Origin of the sequence: Alkalilacustris brevis (assembly GCF_003350345.1) — a bacterium.
GTDB lineage: Bacteria > Pseudomonadota > Alphaproteobacteria > Rhodobacterales > Rhodobacteraceae > Alkalilacustris > Alkalilacustris brevis.
Map to the genome: position 1 here is coordinate 1 of NZ_QNVJ01000063.1, position 17,273 is coordinate 17,273.

The following is a 17,273-nucleotide window of genomic DNA, read 5'->3' on the forward strand; positions in this document are numbered from 1 at the left end:
AGGAGGAGTATTCAATGAGCCGCACCCGTTTGACTGCCGAAGAGGCGCTTGCCTATCACCAGCTGCCCTATCCGGGCAAACTTGACGTTGTCGCCTCCAAGCCGATGACCACCCAGCGCGAGCTGAGCCTGGCCTATTCGCCCGGCGTCGCCGTGCCGGTCGAGGCGATCGCCGCCAATCCCGAAACGGCTTATGATTACACCACCAAGGGCAACATGGTGGCCGTGATCACCAATGGCACAGCCATTCTGGGCCTGGGCAATCTGGGCGCGCTGGCGGCAAAGCCGGTGATGGAAGGCAAGGCCGTGCTGTTCAAGCGCTTTGCCGATATCAACGCCATCGACATCGAACTGGATACAGAAGACCCCGAGGCCTTCATCGAGGCGGTGCGGCTGATGGGGCCAAGCTTTGGCGGGATCAACCTCGAAGACATCAAGGCGCCCGAATGTTTCATCATCGAACAGCGGCTCAAGGAGGCGATGGATATCCCCGTCTTCCATGACGACCAGCATGGCACGGCGGTGATCTGCGCGGCGGGGCTGATCAACACGATGGAGCTGACCGGCAAGAAGCTGAAGGATTGCAAGGTCGTGCTCAACGGGGCCGGGGCGGCGGGCATCGCCTGCCTCGAGCTGATCAAGGCCATGGGTGTGCCGCATGACAGCTGCATCATGTGCGATACCAAGGGCGTGATCTATCAGGGCCGCAAGGACGGCATGAACCAGTGGAAATCGGCCCATGCGGCGAAGACCGATGCGCGCACCCTAGAAGATGCGATGAAGGGCGCGGATATTTTCCTGGGCGTGTCGGCCAAGGGGGCGGTGACGGCCGAGATGGTGGCCTCCATGGCCAAGGATCCGGTGATTTTCGCCATGGCCAACCCCGACCCCGAGATCACCCCGGAAGAGGCGCAGGAGGTTCGCCCTGATGCGATCGTGGCCACGGGACGTTCGGATTATCCCAACCAGGTCAATAACGTGCTGGGCTTTCCCTATCTCTTCCGCGGGGCGCTCGATATCCATGCGCGCGCCATCAACGAAGAGATGAAGATCGCCTGCGCCGAGGCGTTGGCCGCGCTCGCCCGCGAGGATGTGCCCGACGAGGTTGCCGTGGCGTACGGGCGCAAGCTGAGCTTCGGGCGCGATTACATCATCCCGGCGCCGTTTGATCCGCGGCTGATCCACCGGGTGCCGCCGGCTGTGGCCAAGGCGGGCATGGATACCGGCGTGGCGCGGCGCCCGATCATCGACATGAACGCCTATGAACTGGCGCTGAAGGCGCGGCTCGACCCGACGGCGGGAATCTTGCAGAACATCCACGCGCGTGCCCGCCATGCCCAGGCGCGGATGGTCTTTGCCGAGGGCGATGATATCCGCGTGCTGCGCGCCGCGGTGGCCTATCAGCGCAACGGTTTCGGCAAGGCGCTGGTCGTGGGCCGCAGTGACGACGTCAAGGCCAAGCTGGAGGCCGAGGGGCTGGGCGACGCGCTGAATGAACTCGAGATCGTCAATGCCGCCAACACCCGGCACCTGGAGACCTACAAGGAATTTCTCTATGAACGGCTGCAGCGCAAGGGGCACGACCGGCAGGATGTGCACCGGCTGGCGGCGCGCGACCGGCATGTGTTCGCCGCGCTGATGCTGGCCCACGGGCATGGCGATGCGCTGGTCACGGGCGCCACGCGCAAGGCCGCCTATGCGCTGGGCCGGATCAATCATGTGTTCGACGCGCAGGCCTCTGACGGGGCGGTGGGTGTGACGGCCCTGTTGCACAATGGCCGGATTGTCCTGGTGGCCGACACATTGGTGCACGAATGGCCAGACGAGAACGACCTGGCCGATATCGCCACCCAAGCGGCGGGCGTCGCCCGGCACCTGGGGCTGGAGCCGCGCGTGGCTTTTGTCAGCTTCTCGACCTTCGGCTATCCGATCTCGGAGCGTTCCGAAAAGATGCACCTCGCTCCAAAGGTTCTGGACAAGCGCAAGGTCGATTTCGAATACGAGGGCGAGATGACCGTCGATGTCGCACTGAATTCGAAGGCGGCGGCGCATTACCCGTTCAGTCGCCTGACCGGCCCGGCCAATGTGCTGGTGGTGCCGGCGCGGCATTCGGCTTCGATCTCGGTCAAGTTGATGCAGGAAATGGCCGGGGCTACCGTGATCGGGCCGATCCTGACGGGCGTGCCGAAATCGATCCAGATCCTGTCGATCGGCTCCACCGCGAACGACATCCTGAACATGGCGGCTATGGCGGCCTGCGATGTGGGGCGCGGGCGCTGACGGCGCGGCACTGACAGGCGGAAACACTGAATGCGCCCGGCGGCCTTGGCTGCCGGGCGCGTTTCGTTTTCAGCATTCTGTGCGCGGAACGTCAGCCAAGGCGCTGGAGATTGATCTCAAGCTGCAACGGAGCCTCAAGCAGGGGAATCATGCCCGCAAGGCTGAGCGTCTCGCCGCCGTCACGCAGGGTATGACCAAGCAGGATTGCCGCTGCCAGCAGGGCGATCCGGACCGTGTGCATGCAAAGCTTCATGACTGTCACCTCCATTTGCGTTAAGCCTGCCGCAAGAGGGCGATACCCGGCAAGTCACGCCGTGGTGACGTCACGCCGGATTGAGGATTGTTTCAGTCAAGAAAGACGCGCAGGGTTTTCTCGAATGCGCGCGGCGCTTCAGCGTGCAGCCAATGCCCGGCCTCGGGGATCTTGGCAAAGCGCGCGGCGGGGAACAGCGCCTTGATGGTGTCGCGGTGCTCGGGGCGCACATAATCCGAAAGCGCGCCGGACAGAAACAGCACTGGCGCGTCGAACTGTCCCTGCACCTCGGGCCAGCCCAGAATGCGCGGCATCTCGGCCTCGAGCACATCCAGATTGAGCCGCCAGCGTGGCGGGTCGGTGCGCAGATCAAGCGATTGCAGCAGGAAGGCCCGCACGCCGGGGGTGTCGATATCGCCCGCGAGGCGGCGATCAGCCTCAGTGCGGCTGTCCAGCCCGGCCAGGTCGAGCCCGCGCATGGCGGCAATCAGGCCCGCGTGGCTGTGGCTGTAGGCCACCGGGGCAATATCGGCCACGACCATCCGCCGCACCAAATCGGGCCAGGTAAGCGCCAGCACCATCGCGGCCTTGCCGCCCATCGAATGGCCCACCACATCGACCGGCCCGCCGGGGTTCCGAGCCTCGATCACCTCGGCCAGGTCGGCGGCCATTTCCTCGTAGCTGTGGGTTTGCGTCCAGGGGCTTTGGCCGTGATTGCGCATATCGACGGCCCAGACCTCGCCGCGGTCGGACATGCGTTTGGCAATGGCGCCCCAGTTGCGGGCCGAGCCGAACAGGCCGTGGACGATCAGCAAGGGCGGGTTGGATCCGGTTTTGCCGGTTTCGATCACGTTGAGCATTGTTTCTCCTGGACGCAGGCCGGGGCGCTCAATAGCGCTGGCACGGTGGCGGCAGCCGCGTTATCGTCGTGTCGCGACAGTGGACGAGTGCGATGGGGCAGGCAAGCATTCAGCAGATGGCCAACCGGGTGGCGGAGTTGCTGGAAGAGCGGCTGCGCCTGCGCGGTAATGGCCTGCGCGCGAAACTGAAGCGCGGCCGCCGCGTGCTGCCGCGCCATGTCTGGCGCGAGGCCGAGTTTCTGGCCGACAGCGCCGATGCCGCGACCGATACACAAGCTTATCTTGGTGTCGATCACCAGCGCGTGGCCGAGGCTTATGATTGCTGCGTGGTCTACCTGAACGGGTTGCGGGGCCAGCGCCGCCTGCGCGCGATAATCCTTGCCGGGATGGGACGCATTGCCGTAAATCTGGCGCTTCTGGCAATTCTGCTTCTGGCCTTCCTGCGCTGGCGCGGGCTGATCTGAGGGCCGTTGCCACCGCCCGCCCCGTGGGGGCGGGGCGGTGCCCGTTCCGGATGTGTCGCGGTATCGCGGGCGGCTCAAAGCCCCGGATAGATGGGGAAGCGGCCGCAAAGCTCCATGACCTCGCCGCGCACCTTTTCCTCGATGGCTGTGTTGCCCTCCTCGCCATTGGCGGCAAGGCCATCGACAACCTCGACGATCCAGTCGGCGATCTGGCGGAACTCGGGCTCGCCAAAGCCGCGGGTGGTGCCAGCCGGAGTGCCAAGGCGCACGCCGCTGGTGACCATCGGCTTTTCGGGGTCGAAGGGAATGCCGTTCTTGTTGCAGGTGATGTGCGCGCGGCCCAGCGCCTTTTCGGTGGCGTTGCCCTTCACGCCCTTGGGTCGCAGGTCCACCAGCATCACATGGGTGTCGGTGCCGCCGGTGACGATATCCAGCCCGCCCTTTTGCAGCTGATCGGCCAGTGCGCGCGCGTTCTTCACCACTTGCGCCGCATAGTCGCGGAACTCGGGGCGCAGCGCCTCGCCGAAGGCCACGGCCTTGGCCGCGATCACATGCATCAGCGGCCCGCCCTGAATGCCGGGGAAGATTGCCGAATTGACCTTCTTGGCGATGGTTTCGTCATTGGTCAGGATCATGCCGCCCCGCGGGCCGCGCAGGGTCTTGTGGGTAGTGGTGGTGGCGACATGCGCGTGTGGGAAGGGCGAGGGATGCGCCCCGCCCGCCACCAGCCCCGCAAAATGTGCCATGTCGACCAGCAGATACGCGCCCACCGCATCGGCAATGGCGCGGAAGCGCGCGAAATCGATCTCGCGCGGGACCGCCGAGCCGCCGGCGATGATCAGTTTGGGCTGGTGTTCCTTTGCCAGCGCCTCGACCTGGTCGTAATCGATCAGATGATCGTCCTCGCGCACGCCATACTGGATGGCGTTGAACCATTTGCCCGACTGGTTGGGCGCTGCGCCATGGGTCAGGTGCCCGCCCGAGGCCAGGTTCATGCCCAGGATCGTGTCGCCGGGCTTGATCAGCGCTGTGAACACCCCCTGATTGGCCTGGCTGCCCGAGTTGGGCTGCACATTGGCGAATTTCACGCCGAACAACTCGCAGGCGCGCTCGATCGCGAGGTTCTCGGCGATGTCCACAAATTGACAGCCGCCATAGTAACGCCGGCCCGGATACCCTTCGGCGTATTTGTTCGTCATCACCGAACCCTGCGCCTCCATCACGGCGGCAGAGACGATGTTTTCCGACGCGATCAGTTCGATCTCGTCGCGCTGGCGGCCCAGTTCCTTGCGGATGGCGCCGAAAAGCGCGGCATCGCGGGTTTCGAGCGGTTCGGTGAAAAAGCCGGAGTCACGATGGGAGGCGTTCATGTGCTTCTCCTGAAGAGCGTTTGCCGTTGCCGGGTTCTCTACCCGAGAAGAACAGGGCGTTGAAGCGCCTAATCCGACATAATTGCCCCCAAACATACCCAGATGGCCGCTTGATGCCGCCAGAGATGCGCCAATGACGGGCAATCGGCCGCTATCGGAAACCTGACGCGGGCCTGTCTGGCCCCTTGAGTTTGCTCTGGCAAGAGGCGACAAGGCGAAAGGAACCGGGGGCAAGGCATGGCGGCGAATGGCATGAAGATCGCGTTTCTGGCGAGCTCGACACCTGAAGCGCAGGAAGCGCTGGATAGCCTGACCACACGTTATGGCAATGTGCCGCCACAGGAGGCGGATGTGATCGTCGCGCTGGGCGGTGACGGCTTCATGCTGCAAACCCTGCATGGCACGCGCAATCTGGGAAAGCCCGTCTATGGCATGAATTGCGGCACGGTCGGCTTTCTGATGAATGCCTATTCGGCCGACGGCCTGGCCGAGCGGCTGGCCGCCGCCGAGGAAACGGTGATCAACCCGCTGGTCATGCGTGCGGTGACGGCCACTGGCGAAGTGTTCGAGGAGCTGGCGATCAACGAGGTGTCACTCTTGCGCGCCGGGCCGCAGGCGGCGCGCCTGCGGATCAGTGTCGATGGCCGCGTGCGCATGGAGGAGCTGATCTGCGATGGAGCGCTGGTCTCCACCCCGGCGGGATCGACGGCCTATAACTATTCCGCCCACGGCCCGATCCTGCCGGTGGGGTCGGATGTTCTGGCGCTGACGGCGATGGCGGCCTTTCGCCCGCGCCGCTGGCGCGGGGCGTTGCTGCCAAAGACCGCACGCGTGCGCTTTGACGTGCTCAGCCCGGCCAAGCGGCCGGTGATGGCCGATGCCGACAGCCGGTCGGTCTCGGGTGTTGTGTCAGTCGAGATCCAGTCGCAGCCGGATATTCGCCACAGGCTGCTGTTCGATCCGGGCCACGGGCTGGAAGAGCGGCTTATCCGTGAACAGTTTATCTGAGCCGGTGCTTCGCCACGCTTATTCGTCGTCTTGTTGCTGCCATGCCTCGCGCTTTCGGTAAAGCGTCGAGGGCGAAACATCGAGCACCCGTGCCGCGCGGGGCACGGAGCCACCCTCGCGCGCGATGGTTTCCTCGATCACCAGCCGCTCGATCTCGGCCAGGGGTTTGCCGACCAGCCCGTCAAGGCCGGGTCCGGCCGCGGGTCCGGTGGCTGTGGGCTCGTCCAGACGGTGCAGGCCGGCCGGCAGCATTGCCAGCGTCACAAGCGGGCCATCGTGCATCACCACCACATGACGCAGCACGTTCAGCAACTGCCGCACGTTTCCCGGCCAGGGCAGGCGCTGGAACAGTCCGGCCACTTCGGGCGCAAGCCCCGTAAAGGCGCGCCCTTCCTCTTCGGACATCTTGCGCAGCATTGTTTCGGCAATCTCGATCACGTCGTCGCCCCGCGCGCGCAGCGGCGGCATGTGGACCGGCAGCACATGCAGCCGGTAGTAGAGATCCTCGCGCAGGCGGCCCTGGCGCATTGCCTCGAACGGGTCGCGGCTTGTGGCGCAGATGATCCGGACATCGACCTTGCGCGACCGTATCGCCCCCACCGGCTGGATCATCGCGGTTTGCAGGAACCGCAGCATCTTGACCTGAAGACTCGGGTCCATCTCGCATATCTCATCGAGAAACAGCGTGCCGCCCTGTGCCGCCGCCGCCGCGCCGAGCTTGTCAGACAGGGCACCGCTGAACGCGCCCTTGAGGTGGCCGAACATTTCGGATTCCAGAAGCTCCAAAGGTATCGCCCCGCAACTGAGCGGCACGAATGGCCCCTGCGCGCGCCCCGATGCGTGATGCACGGCCATCGCGAACAGTTCCTTTCCCGTGCCGCTTTCGCCGGTGATGAAAACCGTTGCCATCGACCGCGCAGCAGCGGCGATCCTGTCATGGACCTCGCGCATCACGGGCGATGAGCCGATGATTTTATCCGCAGAGGCGCTTTCGCCGTATTCGCCCATGGCGGGTGAGGATGCGGATGCGAGCGCGTTACGCACGGCGCCCAGAAGTCGGCATTCATCGACAGGCTTGACAAGAAACTCGTAGGCGCCTGCCCGCATCGCCTTGACAGCCTTGCCGATCGAATTGTCTGCGGTGATCACTATGATCCGCGTCTGCGGCTGTATCTCAAGCATACGGGACAGGATTTGCAGCCCGTCGCCATCGGGAAGCTTCAGGTCGAGCAGAACGACAGGCGGCCGAAGTTGCCGGAAGCTGCGCAGCCCGCGTTCGCCGGTATCTTCACATGTGACAGGAAAGCCGCCTGTCCGCAGCATGGCCTGATAGACCTTTTGCAGGGATGGCGTATCCTCGACAACAAGGAGGGAAGGCCGGTTCATGCCGTTTGCCGGGCCGCCTTTCCTTCTCTGGCGATGAACCGAATGAGCCAGGCAAGCTGGCCAAGGGTCTGTTCGCCAAGGGATCGCATGTCTTCGGGCTCGCGCCGGTGGGCCGCGCAGTTGAGCGTTTCGGCCTGCTTCTGAAGCGCATCTGCCCCGACCGCACCCGCCAGCGCGATCAGAACATGTGTCTGGGTGCGGATTTCGGCGCTATTGGGTTCTTCCAGTGCGCGAACAAGCCCGCGTTCGACCTGCCGCAGATCTTCGAGCAGCCGCTCAAGCAACTCGATGGCGCCATCCTCGCCGGCAATTTCGATCAGCCGGCGATAGCGGTCTTCATCGATGACCAGGCGGTCGGGCACCGGGGCGGCGGCAGGGGCCGAGCTTTCGACAAGCTGCTTGATGGCCTGCCAGAGTGCAGCGGTATCGCCAGTTTCCAGCACGATGTCGGCACCAGCCTCGCGCATGGCCTCGTGCCCGGATTCGTCATCAGGGGCGGCGAGCACCAGAACGGGTATCCTGCCCGAATGCCCGGCGCCGCTGCGCACTGCCATGACTTGCGCGATGCTCTCGCGGATGTTGTCGCGGGGGTCGATGAGGGCGAGGTCGAACACTTCACGGCCAAGATGGGCCTGCGCGGCGGTTGCGTCTTCTGCCGCGTCATAGCGCGCGCCCATGTCGGCCATGAATTGCCCCAATTGCGCGCGCGCACCTTCGTCCGGGGCAACGATAAGCACGCGGTAGCCGACGAGATCAGGCATCCCCGCTGCTGCTTTCGGGGCGGGGGCGGGGGTCTCTTCGGGCGTGCCGCGCACAAGCCGCGTAAGCTGCTTGCTTGCGAGCAGCGCGCGCTCGACGCGTTCGCATGTGTCAGGGTCGAGATCGGAAGCGTCGATCTGGCCCAGCGCGGCGGCCAGTTCGGCGGCGATGGCCCGCAGGGCCTCGTCATCGGGTGCGTGTCCGCTGCCCCGTTGCGATTCAGGTGGTGCCGTCGCGGGACGGAATGTTGCCTTGACCATGGAGATCGCTCACCTCCCTTGCCCGTCCTGATCCGGCAATACTACGCGCGGCGCGGCAGGCAGGGCATACTTGTAACAACCATTGCGCGAGCAGGTTAACACAGAACTATGCGCCTGTGCCAACACAAAAATCCAAGCCGCAAACGCCTTCAGCCAGCGGCGTTCCCGGGGCGGCCAATGGCCTTGAGAGCAGCGGCGATCTCATCGAGAATCGCGGGGTCGTCGATGGTGGCAGGCATGGTCCAGGGCTGACCGTCAGCGATCTTGGTCATGACCGCGCGCAGGATCTTGCCCGAGCGGGTCTTGGGCAGACGATCGACCACTACCGCCTGCCGGAAGGCGGCCACGGGGCCGATCTTTTCGCGCACCAGGGCCACGCATTCGGCGATCACGTCTTCGGGTGCCCGCGTTACCCCGTTGTTGAGGCACAAGAACCCGAGCGGCACCTGCCCCTTGAGCGGGTCGGTCATGCCGATTACCGCGCATTCGCCCACATCAGGGTGCGAGGCCAGCACTTCTTCCATCGCGCCGGTGGAGAGCCGGTGGCCGGCCACGTTGATCACATCGTCGGTGCGCGCCATGATGTAGATATAGCCATCCTTGTCGATATAGCCGGCATCACCTGTCTCGTAATAACCGGGGAAGGTCGACAGATAGGATTTGCGAAACCTCTCTTCGGCCTTCCAGAGCGTCGGCAGCGTGCCCGGCGGCAGCGGCAGGCGGATGGCGATGGCGCCCAGCTCGCCCTGCGGCAGCGGCGCGCCATCTTCACCCAGCACCTGCACGTCATAGCCGGGCATCGGCACCGAAGGCGAGCCGGGCTTGACCGGTAGCGGCTGCAGACCCATCGGATTGGCGGCGATGGCCCAGCCGGTTTCCGTTTGCCACCAGTGATCGACGACCGGGACCTCCAGCTTTTCATGCGCCCAGGCGATGGTGTCGGGGTCGGCGCGTTCGCCGGCCAGGAAAAGACAGCGCAGCGATGAAATGTCGTGATCTCCTAGATGCCTGCCTTCGGGGTCTTCGCGCTTGATCGCCCGGAAGGCCGTGGGCGCGGTGAAGAAACTGACCACACCATGCTCGGCGATCACCCGCCAGAAGGTGCCCGCATCGGGGGTGCCGACGGGCTTGCCCTCGAAGACGATGGTGGTGGCCCCGTGGATCAGTGGCGCATAGCAGATATAGGAATGCCCCACGACCCAGCCGACATCCGAGGCCGACCAGAAGACCTCGCCAGGCTCGACGCCGTAGATGTTCTTCATCGTCCATTTCAGCGCCACCAGATGACCGCCGGTATGGCGCACCACGCCCTTGGGCTGGCCGGTGGTGCCACTGGTATAGAGGATATAGGCGGGGTGGTTGCCCTCGACTGGTACGCATTCGGCCGGGGTGACGCCATACTGGAAGGCGTGCCAGTCCAGGTCGCGGCCCTCGATCAGCTTTGCGACTTCCTGATCACGCTGGAAGATCACGCAGAAATCGGGTTTGTGGGCGGCGGTTTCGATCGCCTCGTCCAGCAGCGGCTTGTAATGCACGACGCGCCCCGGCTCGATCCCGCAAGAGGCCGCGATAACGGCGCGGGGGCGGGCATCGTTGATGCGCTTGGCCAGCTCCGGCGCGGCGAAGCCACCGAACACCACCGAATGCACCGCGCCGATCCGGGCGCAAGCCAGCATCGCCTCGAGCGCCTCGGGCACCATCGGCATGTAGATCACCACGCGATCGCCCTTTTCGACGCCGCGGGCACGCAAAGCGCCGGCCAGGCTGGCCACGCGGTCGCGCAGCTCGGCATAGGTGATCCAGTGTTTGGTGTGGGTGACGGGGCTGTCATGGATGATCGCCACGCGTTCGCCATGGCCGGCCTCGACATGGCGGTCGACGGCGTTCCAGCAGGTGTTCACCATGCCGTCGGAAAACCATTCGTAGAGGGGGGCGTTTTCGTCGAAAAGCGCCTTCGAGGGTTTCCTGAACCAGTCGATCGCCTCGGCCTGGTCCATCCAGAACCCGTTCGGGTCGGTCAGGCTGCGGGCGTGAATATCGGCGTAACGCATGATGCCTCCTCTCAACTCCTGCAAGACTGTTACGACTGCTTGTGCGAATGGGCAAGAATGTTGCGCCCGTCATCGGCGGCGAAGTCGCGATAAAGTGTCACACCGCCCGGCCCAGGCTGCCTGCGGCCCGGGGCAGATATCCGAGCGTCTTGAAGCGGCTCTAAATAGGTATTTAGAGACATAAAATAGTGTAACGAAAGGGCCGCCCAGGCCCTGCGCAGGCGCCTGGTGCAGGGCATCCTCGGCCCGGCATCGGGCTGCGGGAGCCTCCGGCGGGGATACTTTTGCCAAGAAGAAAAACAGGTTGCGCGGCGTTCTGAAGGTGTTCTGTCAGTTTTGCGGGGAACTGGCAACGCGCTGCACTTGCGGGGATGACAGCGGTGACCCTTGCCGTTAGGGGATGCCGAATGCGCTATGTTCACCTTCACCGTTTTGCCCTGCTGCTCACTGGTGTGATGACGATGCTTGTGCTTGCGGGGACGCTCACGCCGGGTGAGGCCATGCCGCGCACCCCGCGGGGGGCGGACAAGCTGTTTCATTTTCTCGGGTTCTTCGCGGTGGTGTTCCCCGCGGTTCTGGTGCGGCCGCGGAATGGCCGGTGGCTGCTGCCCGGTGCCATCCTGCTTGGCGGTGCGATCGAACTGATCCAGCCGCATGTGGGCCGCCACGCCGAATGGGGCGATTTCATCGCCAACACGTTGGGGGCCTTTGCCGGGGCCGTGCTGGCCTGGCTGGGCCATGTCTGGCTGGTGCTGCCGTGGCGCCGCCGCCGCGCACGGCAGCGGGTGCGCTAGACTGCCAGGTCGAGCCGGCGCGCGATCGACGCGGCCATCGGCGCCCGCCCCTGCGTTTCGATATGGCGCAGCGCCCGCATGACAAGATCGGGGCGGCCATGTTCCATGACCTTTTCGGTCAGGCTGTTGAGATACCAGGGCAGGCTGCGCCCCTCGCGGTAGAGGGTGTAGAACGCGGCCGGGGTCAGCGTGCCGGCGATGGCCTGTTCGACAACGCGGCTGAGGATGCCCGCGCGGCGCAGGAAAAGCGCGCTTTTGTGCCCGCTGTGACGGGTATGCATGAAGCTGATGTTGGGGCCGCTGAAGCGTTGCGCATGGCGGCGGTCGGGCGCGAAGCGGGGGTCGTGGAACAGGTAGACGCGCTCGGCCGTGGTGACCTGTTGCGGGGCATCGGCGTAGGGGCCTGTCCAGTCCTGCTTCTGGCCGCTGCGGAAGCGGCGCTCCCAGGGAACGAGGCGCGAATCGAGCGTGGACTGTGGCGACAGGGCGATTACCGTGGCCCCCGGTGCCAGCGCGGCAAAGGCCGCCGCCGCATAGGCGCCCATCGAGGTGCCCATAAGGGCGACGCGCCCGAAACCTGCGAAAAACCCGTCATCGCGCAGCTTCTCCAGATAGGCGAACAGCGCAGGGTCGCGAAACCAGTTGGCCTCGAACGACATGATGCCCAGGTGTGAATGCCCCAGCTTGCGGATGAATTCATACCCCCAGGGCCCGCGCGCAAGCGACGGGTCGCGCACGGAGGAGAGGTTGTCGAAGCTGATGACCAGTTGCGCATCGCTGCGCCTTGCGAATACGGCGGCGAATTTCTCGTCGGAGTGGTAAAAACCCCGGCGAAAGGGCGACTGGCGCAGATCTGCCAGCCATTGCGGTTGTTCGGCGGGCGCAGCGCTTTCGGTGATATCGGTGTCTTCGCCGGTACCCTCGGTGTCGGGTGTCTGGGCGGGTTTTGGCTCTGGCTGCGGGGGCCTGGCCGCGCGTTTCCCGGCAAGCCAGTTTTCCTGCGCGGCAATCGTGTCGCCTTGGCGGGCAGTGTCGAACAGCCGCGCGGCGGCTTCGGGGTCTGCCTTTTCCAATGTGGTGCGCAGGGTTGCGATCCGGTCATTGAAGAAGGTCACGCAGGCATCGTGGCGGGCCGCGACCTCGGGATGCGTGGCGCGAATTTCCGCGATGCGCTGGCTAAGGGGGCCGGCCCAGCGGGTTATCGAGGATTCGGCCTCGTGGTTTGAATTGAACTGGTCGAAATAGTCGAAATTGATGCGATCCGGATCGCTGCTGTTGGCCGTGCCGCGCCAGCGTTTCATCAGGAAGACCTCGCTGGACTTGATCATGTAGTGATTGACCTCGGCCAGATCATAGCCGACAGTCGCCGCTGAGGCAGACCAGCCGCGGACACGGAAGTGTTCGGTCACATCCTCGCCCGAGCCGTTGAGCCATTTAAGCGGGGTGTCGGGGCGTTTGTAATGGCCCTTGAAATGCGGACGGTGGATGCCCAACCGATGCACCGGGCCGGGGCGGAACATGGTTTTCAGCCCGTAATGGTTGAAGCTGACGGGGAGTTCGCGCGGGGCCGCGCGGGTAAAGCGGGTGATGACGGGCGCATCCTCGAACCGGGTGATCCCGCCATTGCCGAAGATCCGCCAGGTTGGCCCGAAAGCATCCGCATCGTCAGGCAGGGCGGCGAACAGGTCATCGAGATGGCCGCGGCCTGCGTGAATATTGAAGAATTCGTCAGCATCCAGAACCATGATCCATTCGGCATTGCGCACGGCCTCCATTTCGAAGGCGCGTCGATAGGCGCGGTTTTGCGGGTCGGCTGGCAGGCCCTCGGGCGTGGGGGTATTGTCGAAATAGCGGATCAGCCCGGCGGCATCGAGCGCAGCAAGCAGCCGGTCGCTGCCATCGGTGCAATCATTGGCGAAGATGATGATCTCGTCAAAACCGATCAGTCGGTGATAGGCCACCCATTCAAGGATGAAGGGGCCTTCGTTCTTCATGGTGGCGACCAGCACGTGGCGCGGGCCTTGGGGGGTGCTTTCGGGCGTGGGGTTCTCTGCCATGCTCTTTCGGGCTTTGTTCAATTCTTGCATCCTGCCCCGAAGGGCCTTTGCTGTCAAAACGGGCTGCCGGGGCCTGCCCGATCTGGCAGGGGAATCTGACACGAGTATGGCCGCACGGGGGCGGCTTGTGGGGTCAGCCCGCGGGCAGATCGTTGAAGCGTTTCTGAAGCGGCAGGCTCCAGAGCGCATCGCCGCGCAGGATATCGACAAAGGCGCGGGCCGCATTGCCCTTCCCGAAGCGGGTGTCGCGGGGGTAGCGCCGGCCCCATTCCTGTTGCAGAAACCCCGAGATGACGGCGTGGTCACTGGCCCGCGCCGAAAACAGCGACGGTGCGCTGCCGCGATTGGTCTGGCGCGTGCCGATATCGAGGCTGGGAATGCCCAGAAACGGCGCCTCGCGCACCCCGGTCGAGGAATTGCCGACGATCACCGCGGCATTGCGCAGAAGTTCCGAGAAATAGCTGAAGCGCATCGAGGGCAGGCAGCGGAAGCGTTCGCGCGGCAGCCCGCGCAGCACCTGCATGATCGCGTCCGAGCCGGGGTCGTTATTGGGGTGGATCACAACGAAGTTGCGCCCCGACGCGGCCAGTGCATCGAACAGCGCCTGCGCCTGTTGGCCAATGGTCTCAACCTCGGACGTGACCGAATGGAAGATGGCGATGCCATATTCGTCGAACGGGACCTCGTAGCGCTTGCGCACGGCATCAAGCGTGATGCCCGAGGGCCGGTCATGGCTGTCAAGCTCGGGTGAGCCGATGACATGCACGGTTTCGGGCGCCTCGCCCAGCGCCAGGACGCGGGCGCGCGCGGCCTCCGAACTGACCAGGTGGCAGGCGGCCAGCTTGGTGTTGCAGTGGCGAAAGACCTCGTCGATCGTGCCCGAGACCTCGCCCCCCTCCACATGGGCGCAGCGGATGTAGTTGGTGGCGGCGACAAGGGCGGTGGCCATGGCCTCGACCCGGTCGCCATGCACCACGATCAGGTTGGGGGTTTCGTTGCGGATGAAGTCGGAGAACCCGGTGACTGTCTTGGCGAAGATCACATCCTGCGGATCACCGACGCGCTGATTGAGATACTCGGCAACCTCGATCCCTTTCAGGCGCTGCACCTCGAGCTTGGTCAGCCCGTATTCGCGCAGCATGTGCATTCCGGTCACGAAAAAGCCCACGCGAAAGCCCGCGTCGCGCGCCGCCAGCGCGAGCGGCTCGAGCTTGCCGAAATCGGCGCGGGTGCCGGTGACGAAAAGTATGTGACGTGTCATGCCGATATTGCCGCCTGCGGTTCTGCCCACCGTGATGTGGCACAGTGACAGCGGAAAAACCAGTTGCTTTGGCCGCGCCTTTGCCAGGGGAGCCGGTGCCATGGGGCCGGGCGGCGCTTGCGGCAGAGGCGGGGCTTACGGTGTCGCGGCTTCGTGCGGGGGGTTTTTGGTGTGGCCGGAGCGGGCGTGTTCGTCATCGCGCAGCGGCGGGCGGAGGCCGCGCGGGGCGTGCGCCAGGATGCAATCGGTCAGCGCGGCGCGGCGCAGAGGTTTGGGAATGCAGCCATCCATGCCCGCATCCAGTATCCCGCCATCGTCGCCGTCGCGCGCATGGGCTGTCAGCGCGATGATCGGCACGGGCGGGGCGTTTGCCGCGGCTTCCATCTGGCGAATGCGGCGCGTGGCCTCGCGCCCGTCCATGCCGGGCATGGAAATATCCATGAAGATCATGTCGGGCCGCTGTTTCCCGAAGAGTTCGACGGCCTCCTGCCCGTTATTGGCAAAGGTCAGGTCGATGTCGAGATGCTTGATCATCTTGGCCAGCACAAGCTGGTTGGTGCGGTTGTCTTCGGCCGAGAGCAGGCGCATGGGGCGGGCCTGGCCGTCAGGCGGGGGCACATGTTTCGAAGGTGTATCCTCGGGGCGCCGGGAGGTGCCGCCCAGCGAGGCAAGCGCGTGAAACAATGCGCGCCGCAGCGGTGGCGCGGCGAGGGTGGCGGCGTAACCTTCTGCGTCGTCGTCGCGGTTGCTCAGCCGGATGACCGGCCCACCCCAGCCCCGCGCGCGAAGTTGCGCAAGGGTGGTTTCAGGGGGCGAAGATTGCGTGCCGGGCAGCCGCCACGCCGGCGTGATGTTGCGCGCTTCTATCGGATCGGGCTGTCGAATCAGCGCGGCCTCGATGCTCGGATCGGCTGCGATTGCGTCGAAGAGTTCGGTTTCGGTGGCGCAAGGCCTTACTTCCAGGCCAAAGCCTTCCAGCTGGCGCTGCACCAGCGCGCGGGTGAAAAGCTGCTCGTCCAGCAGCGCGACGCGGCGCAAGGCGTGCGGGACAAGATCGCCCAGCGGCGGCTCGGCCATCGGCAGGTGCAGCCGGAAGGCAAAGCAGCTGCCCTTGCCGGGCGCCGAATCGGCCCAGATCTCGCCACCCATGAGCAAGACAATCTGCCGGGTGATCGCAAGGCCCAGGCCCGTGCCCTCAAACCGGCGGTTCGATTGGTCGTCGGCCTGGTTGAATTCGCCGAAGACATGTTCGATCTGATCGGCGTCGATGCCGATGCCGGTATCGCTGACGGTGATGCGCAGATCCCAGAGGTCGGCTTCCTGCTCGATGCCGGTCACGCCGATCCGCACATGGCCCGCGCTGGTGAACTTGACGGCATTGCCGACCAGGTTTGTCAGCACCTGCCGGATGCGCACCGGGTCGACCAGATAGCGCGTGGGCAGAAACAGGTCGAAATCGACCTCGAGCGCGATGCCCCGGTTCGCGGCCTCGGGCTGAAGCAGCGCCAGAACCTCGTGAATACAGCGCTCCAGGTCGCAGGGTTCGGAGCGCAGGGTCAGGCGGGTGGCCTCGATCCTGGAGAAATCGAGCACATCGTTGATGATCCGCAACAGGGCCTCGCCCGAGCTTCGGATGGTTTCGACATAGAGCCGCTGTTCCTCATCGAGGGTAGAATCCGCCAGCATCTCGGCCATGCCGACGATGCCGTTCATCGGTGTCCGAATTTCGTGGCTCATATTGGCCAGAAAGGCCGACTTGGCGCGGTTTGCGGCCTCGGCCCGTTCGCGGGCTTCGGCCATTTCGGCCTCATGCGCGACGGTATCGGTGATGTCGAGCGCGAGGCAGACAAGATCGCCGTCCTGCGCGCGCCGGTCGATCAGCCTGATCCAGTGGCCGCTGGTCAGACGCAGGGTTTCGGGCGGGATTTCGGGGGCGTCGAGGCGTGCGCGCATCCGTGCGGCCCAGGTCGCGGCGGGCTCATCGCCCAGATCGATCAGCCCCTGCGCGGCGCAGATTTCGATGATCCTTTCATAGTGGATGCCGGGCGCGACCTCGCCGATGCCCCGAAAGAGCAACAGGAATGCCCGGTTTGCCCCCACCAGCTGCATGGTGTGATCGAATACCGCGAAACCGTCGCGAAAGGTCTCGATCGAATCCCACAGCCGCCGTTCGGCCATCACGGCGGCGGTGTGGGCCGCCTCGAGATCGCGCAGAACCTGGTTATGTTTGCCCTTGATCTGCTCGGCCTCCGACAGGGCGGATTTCACCACCTGCCGCTGCTCCACGATCTGTTCCGACAGCGATCGTGCGTGGATTTCGAGCTGCTGGTGTGCGGCGAGCAGTTCGCGCTGCTTCTGTTCAAGCAGCCGCTCGGCCGCGAGGCGCGCGCGCCGCTCCTTTGCCAGCCTGTCTGCCCAGTTCATCGCGCTCTCCTGCCTGTGCGGCCGGCCGGGCGGCGGGCCGGGGAAAG

At 65.0% G+C, this 17,273-nt stretch carries 13 protein-coding genes; 4 read left to right on the plus strand and 9 right to left on the minus strand.

Features of this window, described 5'->3' with window-relative positions; translation table 11 throughout:
- Window positions 1-14: 14 nt before the first annotated feature.
- Window positions 15-2,279, plus strand: coding sequence for an NADP-dependent malic enzyme (locus DQ229_RS09470; RefSeq protein WP_114966041.1), 2,265 nt, complete (start codon window positions 15-17; stop codon window positions 2,277-2,279).
- A 91-nt stretch (window positions 2,280-2,370) separates the two neighbouring features.
- On the opposite strand, the gene DQ229_RS16315 is transcribed toward DQ229_RS09470, so the two are convergent.
- Together DQ229_RS16315 and DQ229_RS09475 are read right to left on the minus strand one after the other, a co-directional pair.
- Window positions 2,371-2,547, minus strand: coding sequence for a hypothetical protein (locus DQ229_RS16315; RefSeq protein ID WP_162300813.1), 177 nt, complete (start codon window positions 2,545-2,547; stop codon window positions 2,371-2,373).
- 77 nt (window positions 2,548-2,624) lie between these two features.
- Window positions 2,625-3,392: an alpha/beta fold hydrolase gene (locus DQ229_RS09475; protein WP_114966042.1), complete on the minus strand. Its 768-nt coding sequence runs from the start codon at window positions 3,390-3,392 to the stop codon at window positions 2,625-2,627.
- A gap of 92 nt (window positions 3,393-3,484) precedes the next feature.
- On the opposite strand from DQ229_RS09475, the gene DQ229_RS09480 reads away from it, so the two are divergent.
- Window positions 3,485-3,856: a hypothetical protein gene (locus DQ229_RS09480; RefSeq protein ID WP_114966043.1), complete on the plus strand. Its 372-nt coding sequence runs from the start codon at window positions 3,485-3,487 to the stop codon at window positions 3,854-3,856.
- A 74-nt stretch (window positions 3,857-3,930) separates the two neighbouring features.
- Here DQ229_RS09480 and glyA read toward each other — a convergent pair whose 3' ends face one another.
- Window positions 3,931-5,226, minus strand: a complete 1,296-nt coding sequence (gene glyA, locus DQ229_RS09485; RefSeq protein ID WP_114966044.1) for a serine hydroxymethyltransferase — start codon at window positions 5,224-5,226, stop codon at window positions 3,931-3,933.
- A 252-nt stretch (window positions 5,227-5,478) separates the two neighbouring features.
- On the opposite strand from glyA, the gene DQ229_RS09490 reads away from it, so the two are divergent.
- Window positions 5,479-6,234 carry an NAD kinase gene (locus DQ229_RS09490; protein ID WP_114966058.1) on the plus strand — a complete coding sequence of 252 codons (756 nt, stop codon included), beginning with the start codon at window positions 5,479-5,481 and terminating at the stop codon, window positions 6,232-6,234.
- Between the two features lie 18 nt (window positions 6,235-6,252).
- Here DQ229_RS09490 and DQ229_RS09495 read toward each other — a convergent pair whose 3' ends face one another.
- The 3 genes from DQ229_RS09495 to DQ229_RS09505 form a co-directional block, all read right to left on the minus strand.
- Entirely contained in the window at window positions 6,253-7,620 is a 1,368-nt protein-coding gene (locus DQ229_RS09495) for a sigma-54-dependent transcriptional regulator (RefSeq protein ID WP_114966045.1), read from the minus strand.
- Window positions 7,617-8,639: a hypothetical protein gene (locus DQ229_RS09500; RefSeq protein WP_114966046.1), complete on the minus strand. Its 1,023-nt coding sequence runs from the start codon at window positions 8,637-8,639 to the stop codon at window positions 7,617-7,619. Before DQ229_RS09500 ends, DQ229_RS09495 begins: the two co-directional genes overlap by 4 nt.
- Window positions 8,640-8,788: 149 nt before the next feature.
- Window positions 8,789-10,690, minus strand: coding sequence for a propionyl-CoA synthetase (locus DQ229_RS09505; RefSeq protein WP_114966047.1), 1,902 nt, complete (start codon window positions 10,688-10,690; stop codon window positions 8,789-8,791).
- Window positions 10,691-11,097: 407 nt separating this feature from the next.
- Between DQ229_RS09505 and DQ229_RS09510 the strand changes: the two genes are divergently transcribed.
- Window positions 11,098-11,484, plus strand: coding sequence for a VanZ family protein (locus tag DQ229_RS09510; protein ID WP_162300814.1), 387 nt, complete (start codon window positions 11,098-11,100; stop codon window positions 11,482-11,484).
- On the opposite strand, the gene DQ229_RS09515 is transcribed toward DQ229_RS09510, so the two are convergent.
- The 3 genes from DQ229_RS09515 to DQ229_RS09525 form a co-directional block, all read right to left on the minus strand.
- Entirely contained in the window at window positions 11,481-13,541 is a 2,061-nt protein-coding gene (locus DQ229_RS09515) for a glycosyltransferase family 2 protein (RefSeq protein WP_162300815.1), read from the minus strand. The genes DQ229_RS09510 and DQ229_RS09515 overlap by 4 nt on opposite strands.
- Before the next feature lie 133 nt (window positions 13,542-13,674).
- Window positions 13,675-14,904: a UDP-N-acetylglucosamine 2-epimerase gene (gene neuC, locus DQ229_RS09520; RefSeq protein ID WP_238381020.1), complete on the minus strand. Its 1,230-nt coding sequence runs from the start codon at window positions 14,902-14,904 to the stop codon at window positions 13,675-13,677.
- 33 nt (window positions 14,905-14,937) lie between these two features.
- Window positions 14,938-17,226, minus strand: coding sequence for an ATP-binding protein (locus DQ229_RS09525; protein ID WP_114966050.1), 2,289 nt, complete (start codon window positions 17,224-17,226; stop codon window positions 14,938-14,940).
- Between the last annotated feature and the right edge of the window lie 47 nt (window positions 17,227-17,273).

Excerpts from the sequence above, each read along its gene's own strand:
- DQ229_RS09470 (WP_114966041.1), top strand. The coding sequence starts at position 15 with ATGAGCCGCACCCGTTTGACTGCCGAAGAGGCGCTTGCCTATCACCAG.
- DQ229_RS16315 (WP_162300813.1), bottom strand. The coding sequence starts at position 2,547 with ATGGAGGTGACAGTCATGAAGCTTTGCATGCACACGGTCCGGATCGCC.
- DQ229_RS09475 (WP_114966042.1), bottom strand. The coding sequence starts at position 3,392 with ATGCTCAACGTGATCGAAACCGGCAAAACCGGATCCAACCCGCCCTTG.
- DQ229_RS09480 (WP_114966043.1), top strand. The coding sequence starts at position 3,485 with ATGGGGCAGGCAAGCATTCAGCAGATGGCCAACCGGGTGGCGGAGTTG.
- glyA (WP_114966044.1), bottom strand. The coding sequence starts at position 5,226 with ATGAACGCCTCCCATCGTGACTCCGGCTTTTTCACCGAACCGCTCGAA.
- DQ229_RS09490 (WP_114966058.1), top strand. The coding sequence starts at position 5,479 with ATGAAGATCGCGTTTCTGGCGAGCTCGACACCTGAAGCGCAGGAAGCG.
- DQ229_RS09495 (WP_114966045.1), bottom strand. The coding sequence starts at position 7,620 with ATGAACCGGCCTTCCCTCCTTGTTGTCGAGGATACGCCATCCCTGCAA.
- DQ229_RS09500 (WP_114966046.1), bottom strand. The coding sequence starts at position 8,639 with ATGGTCAAGGCAACATTCCGTCCCGCGACGGCACCACCTGAATCGCAA.
- DQ229_RS09505 (WP_114966047.1), bottom strand. The coding sequence starts at position 10,690 with ATGCGTTACGCCGATATTCACGCCCGCAGCCTGACCGACCCGAACGGG.
- DQ229_RS09510 (WP_162300814.1), top strand. The coding sequence starts at position 11,098 with ATGCGCTATGTTCACCTTCACCGTTTTGCCCTGCTGCTCACTGGTGTG.
- DQ229_RS09515 (WP_162300815.1), bottom strand. The coding sequence starts at position 13,541 with ATGGCAGAGAACCCCACGCCCGAAAGCACCCCCCAAGGCCCGCGCCAC.
- neuC (WP_238381020.1), bottom strand. The coding sequence starts at position 14,904 with ATGGCACCGGCTCCCCTGGCAAAGGCGCGGCCAAAGCAACTGGTTTTT.
- DQ229_RS09525 (WP_114966050.1), bottom strand. The coding sequence starts at position 17,226 with ATGAACTGGGCAGACAGGCTGGCAAAGGAGCGGCGCGCGCGCCTCGCG.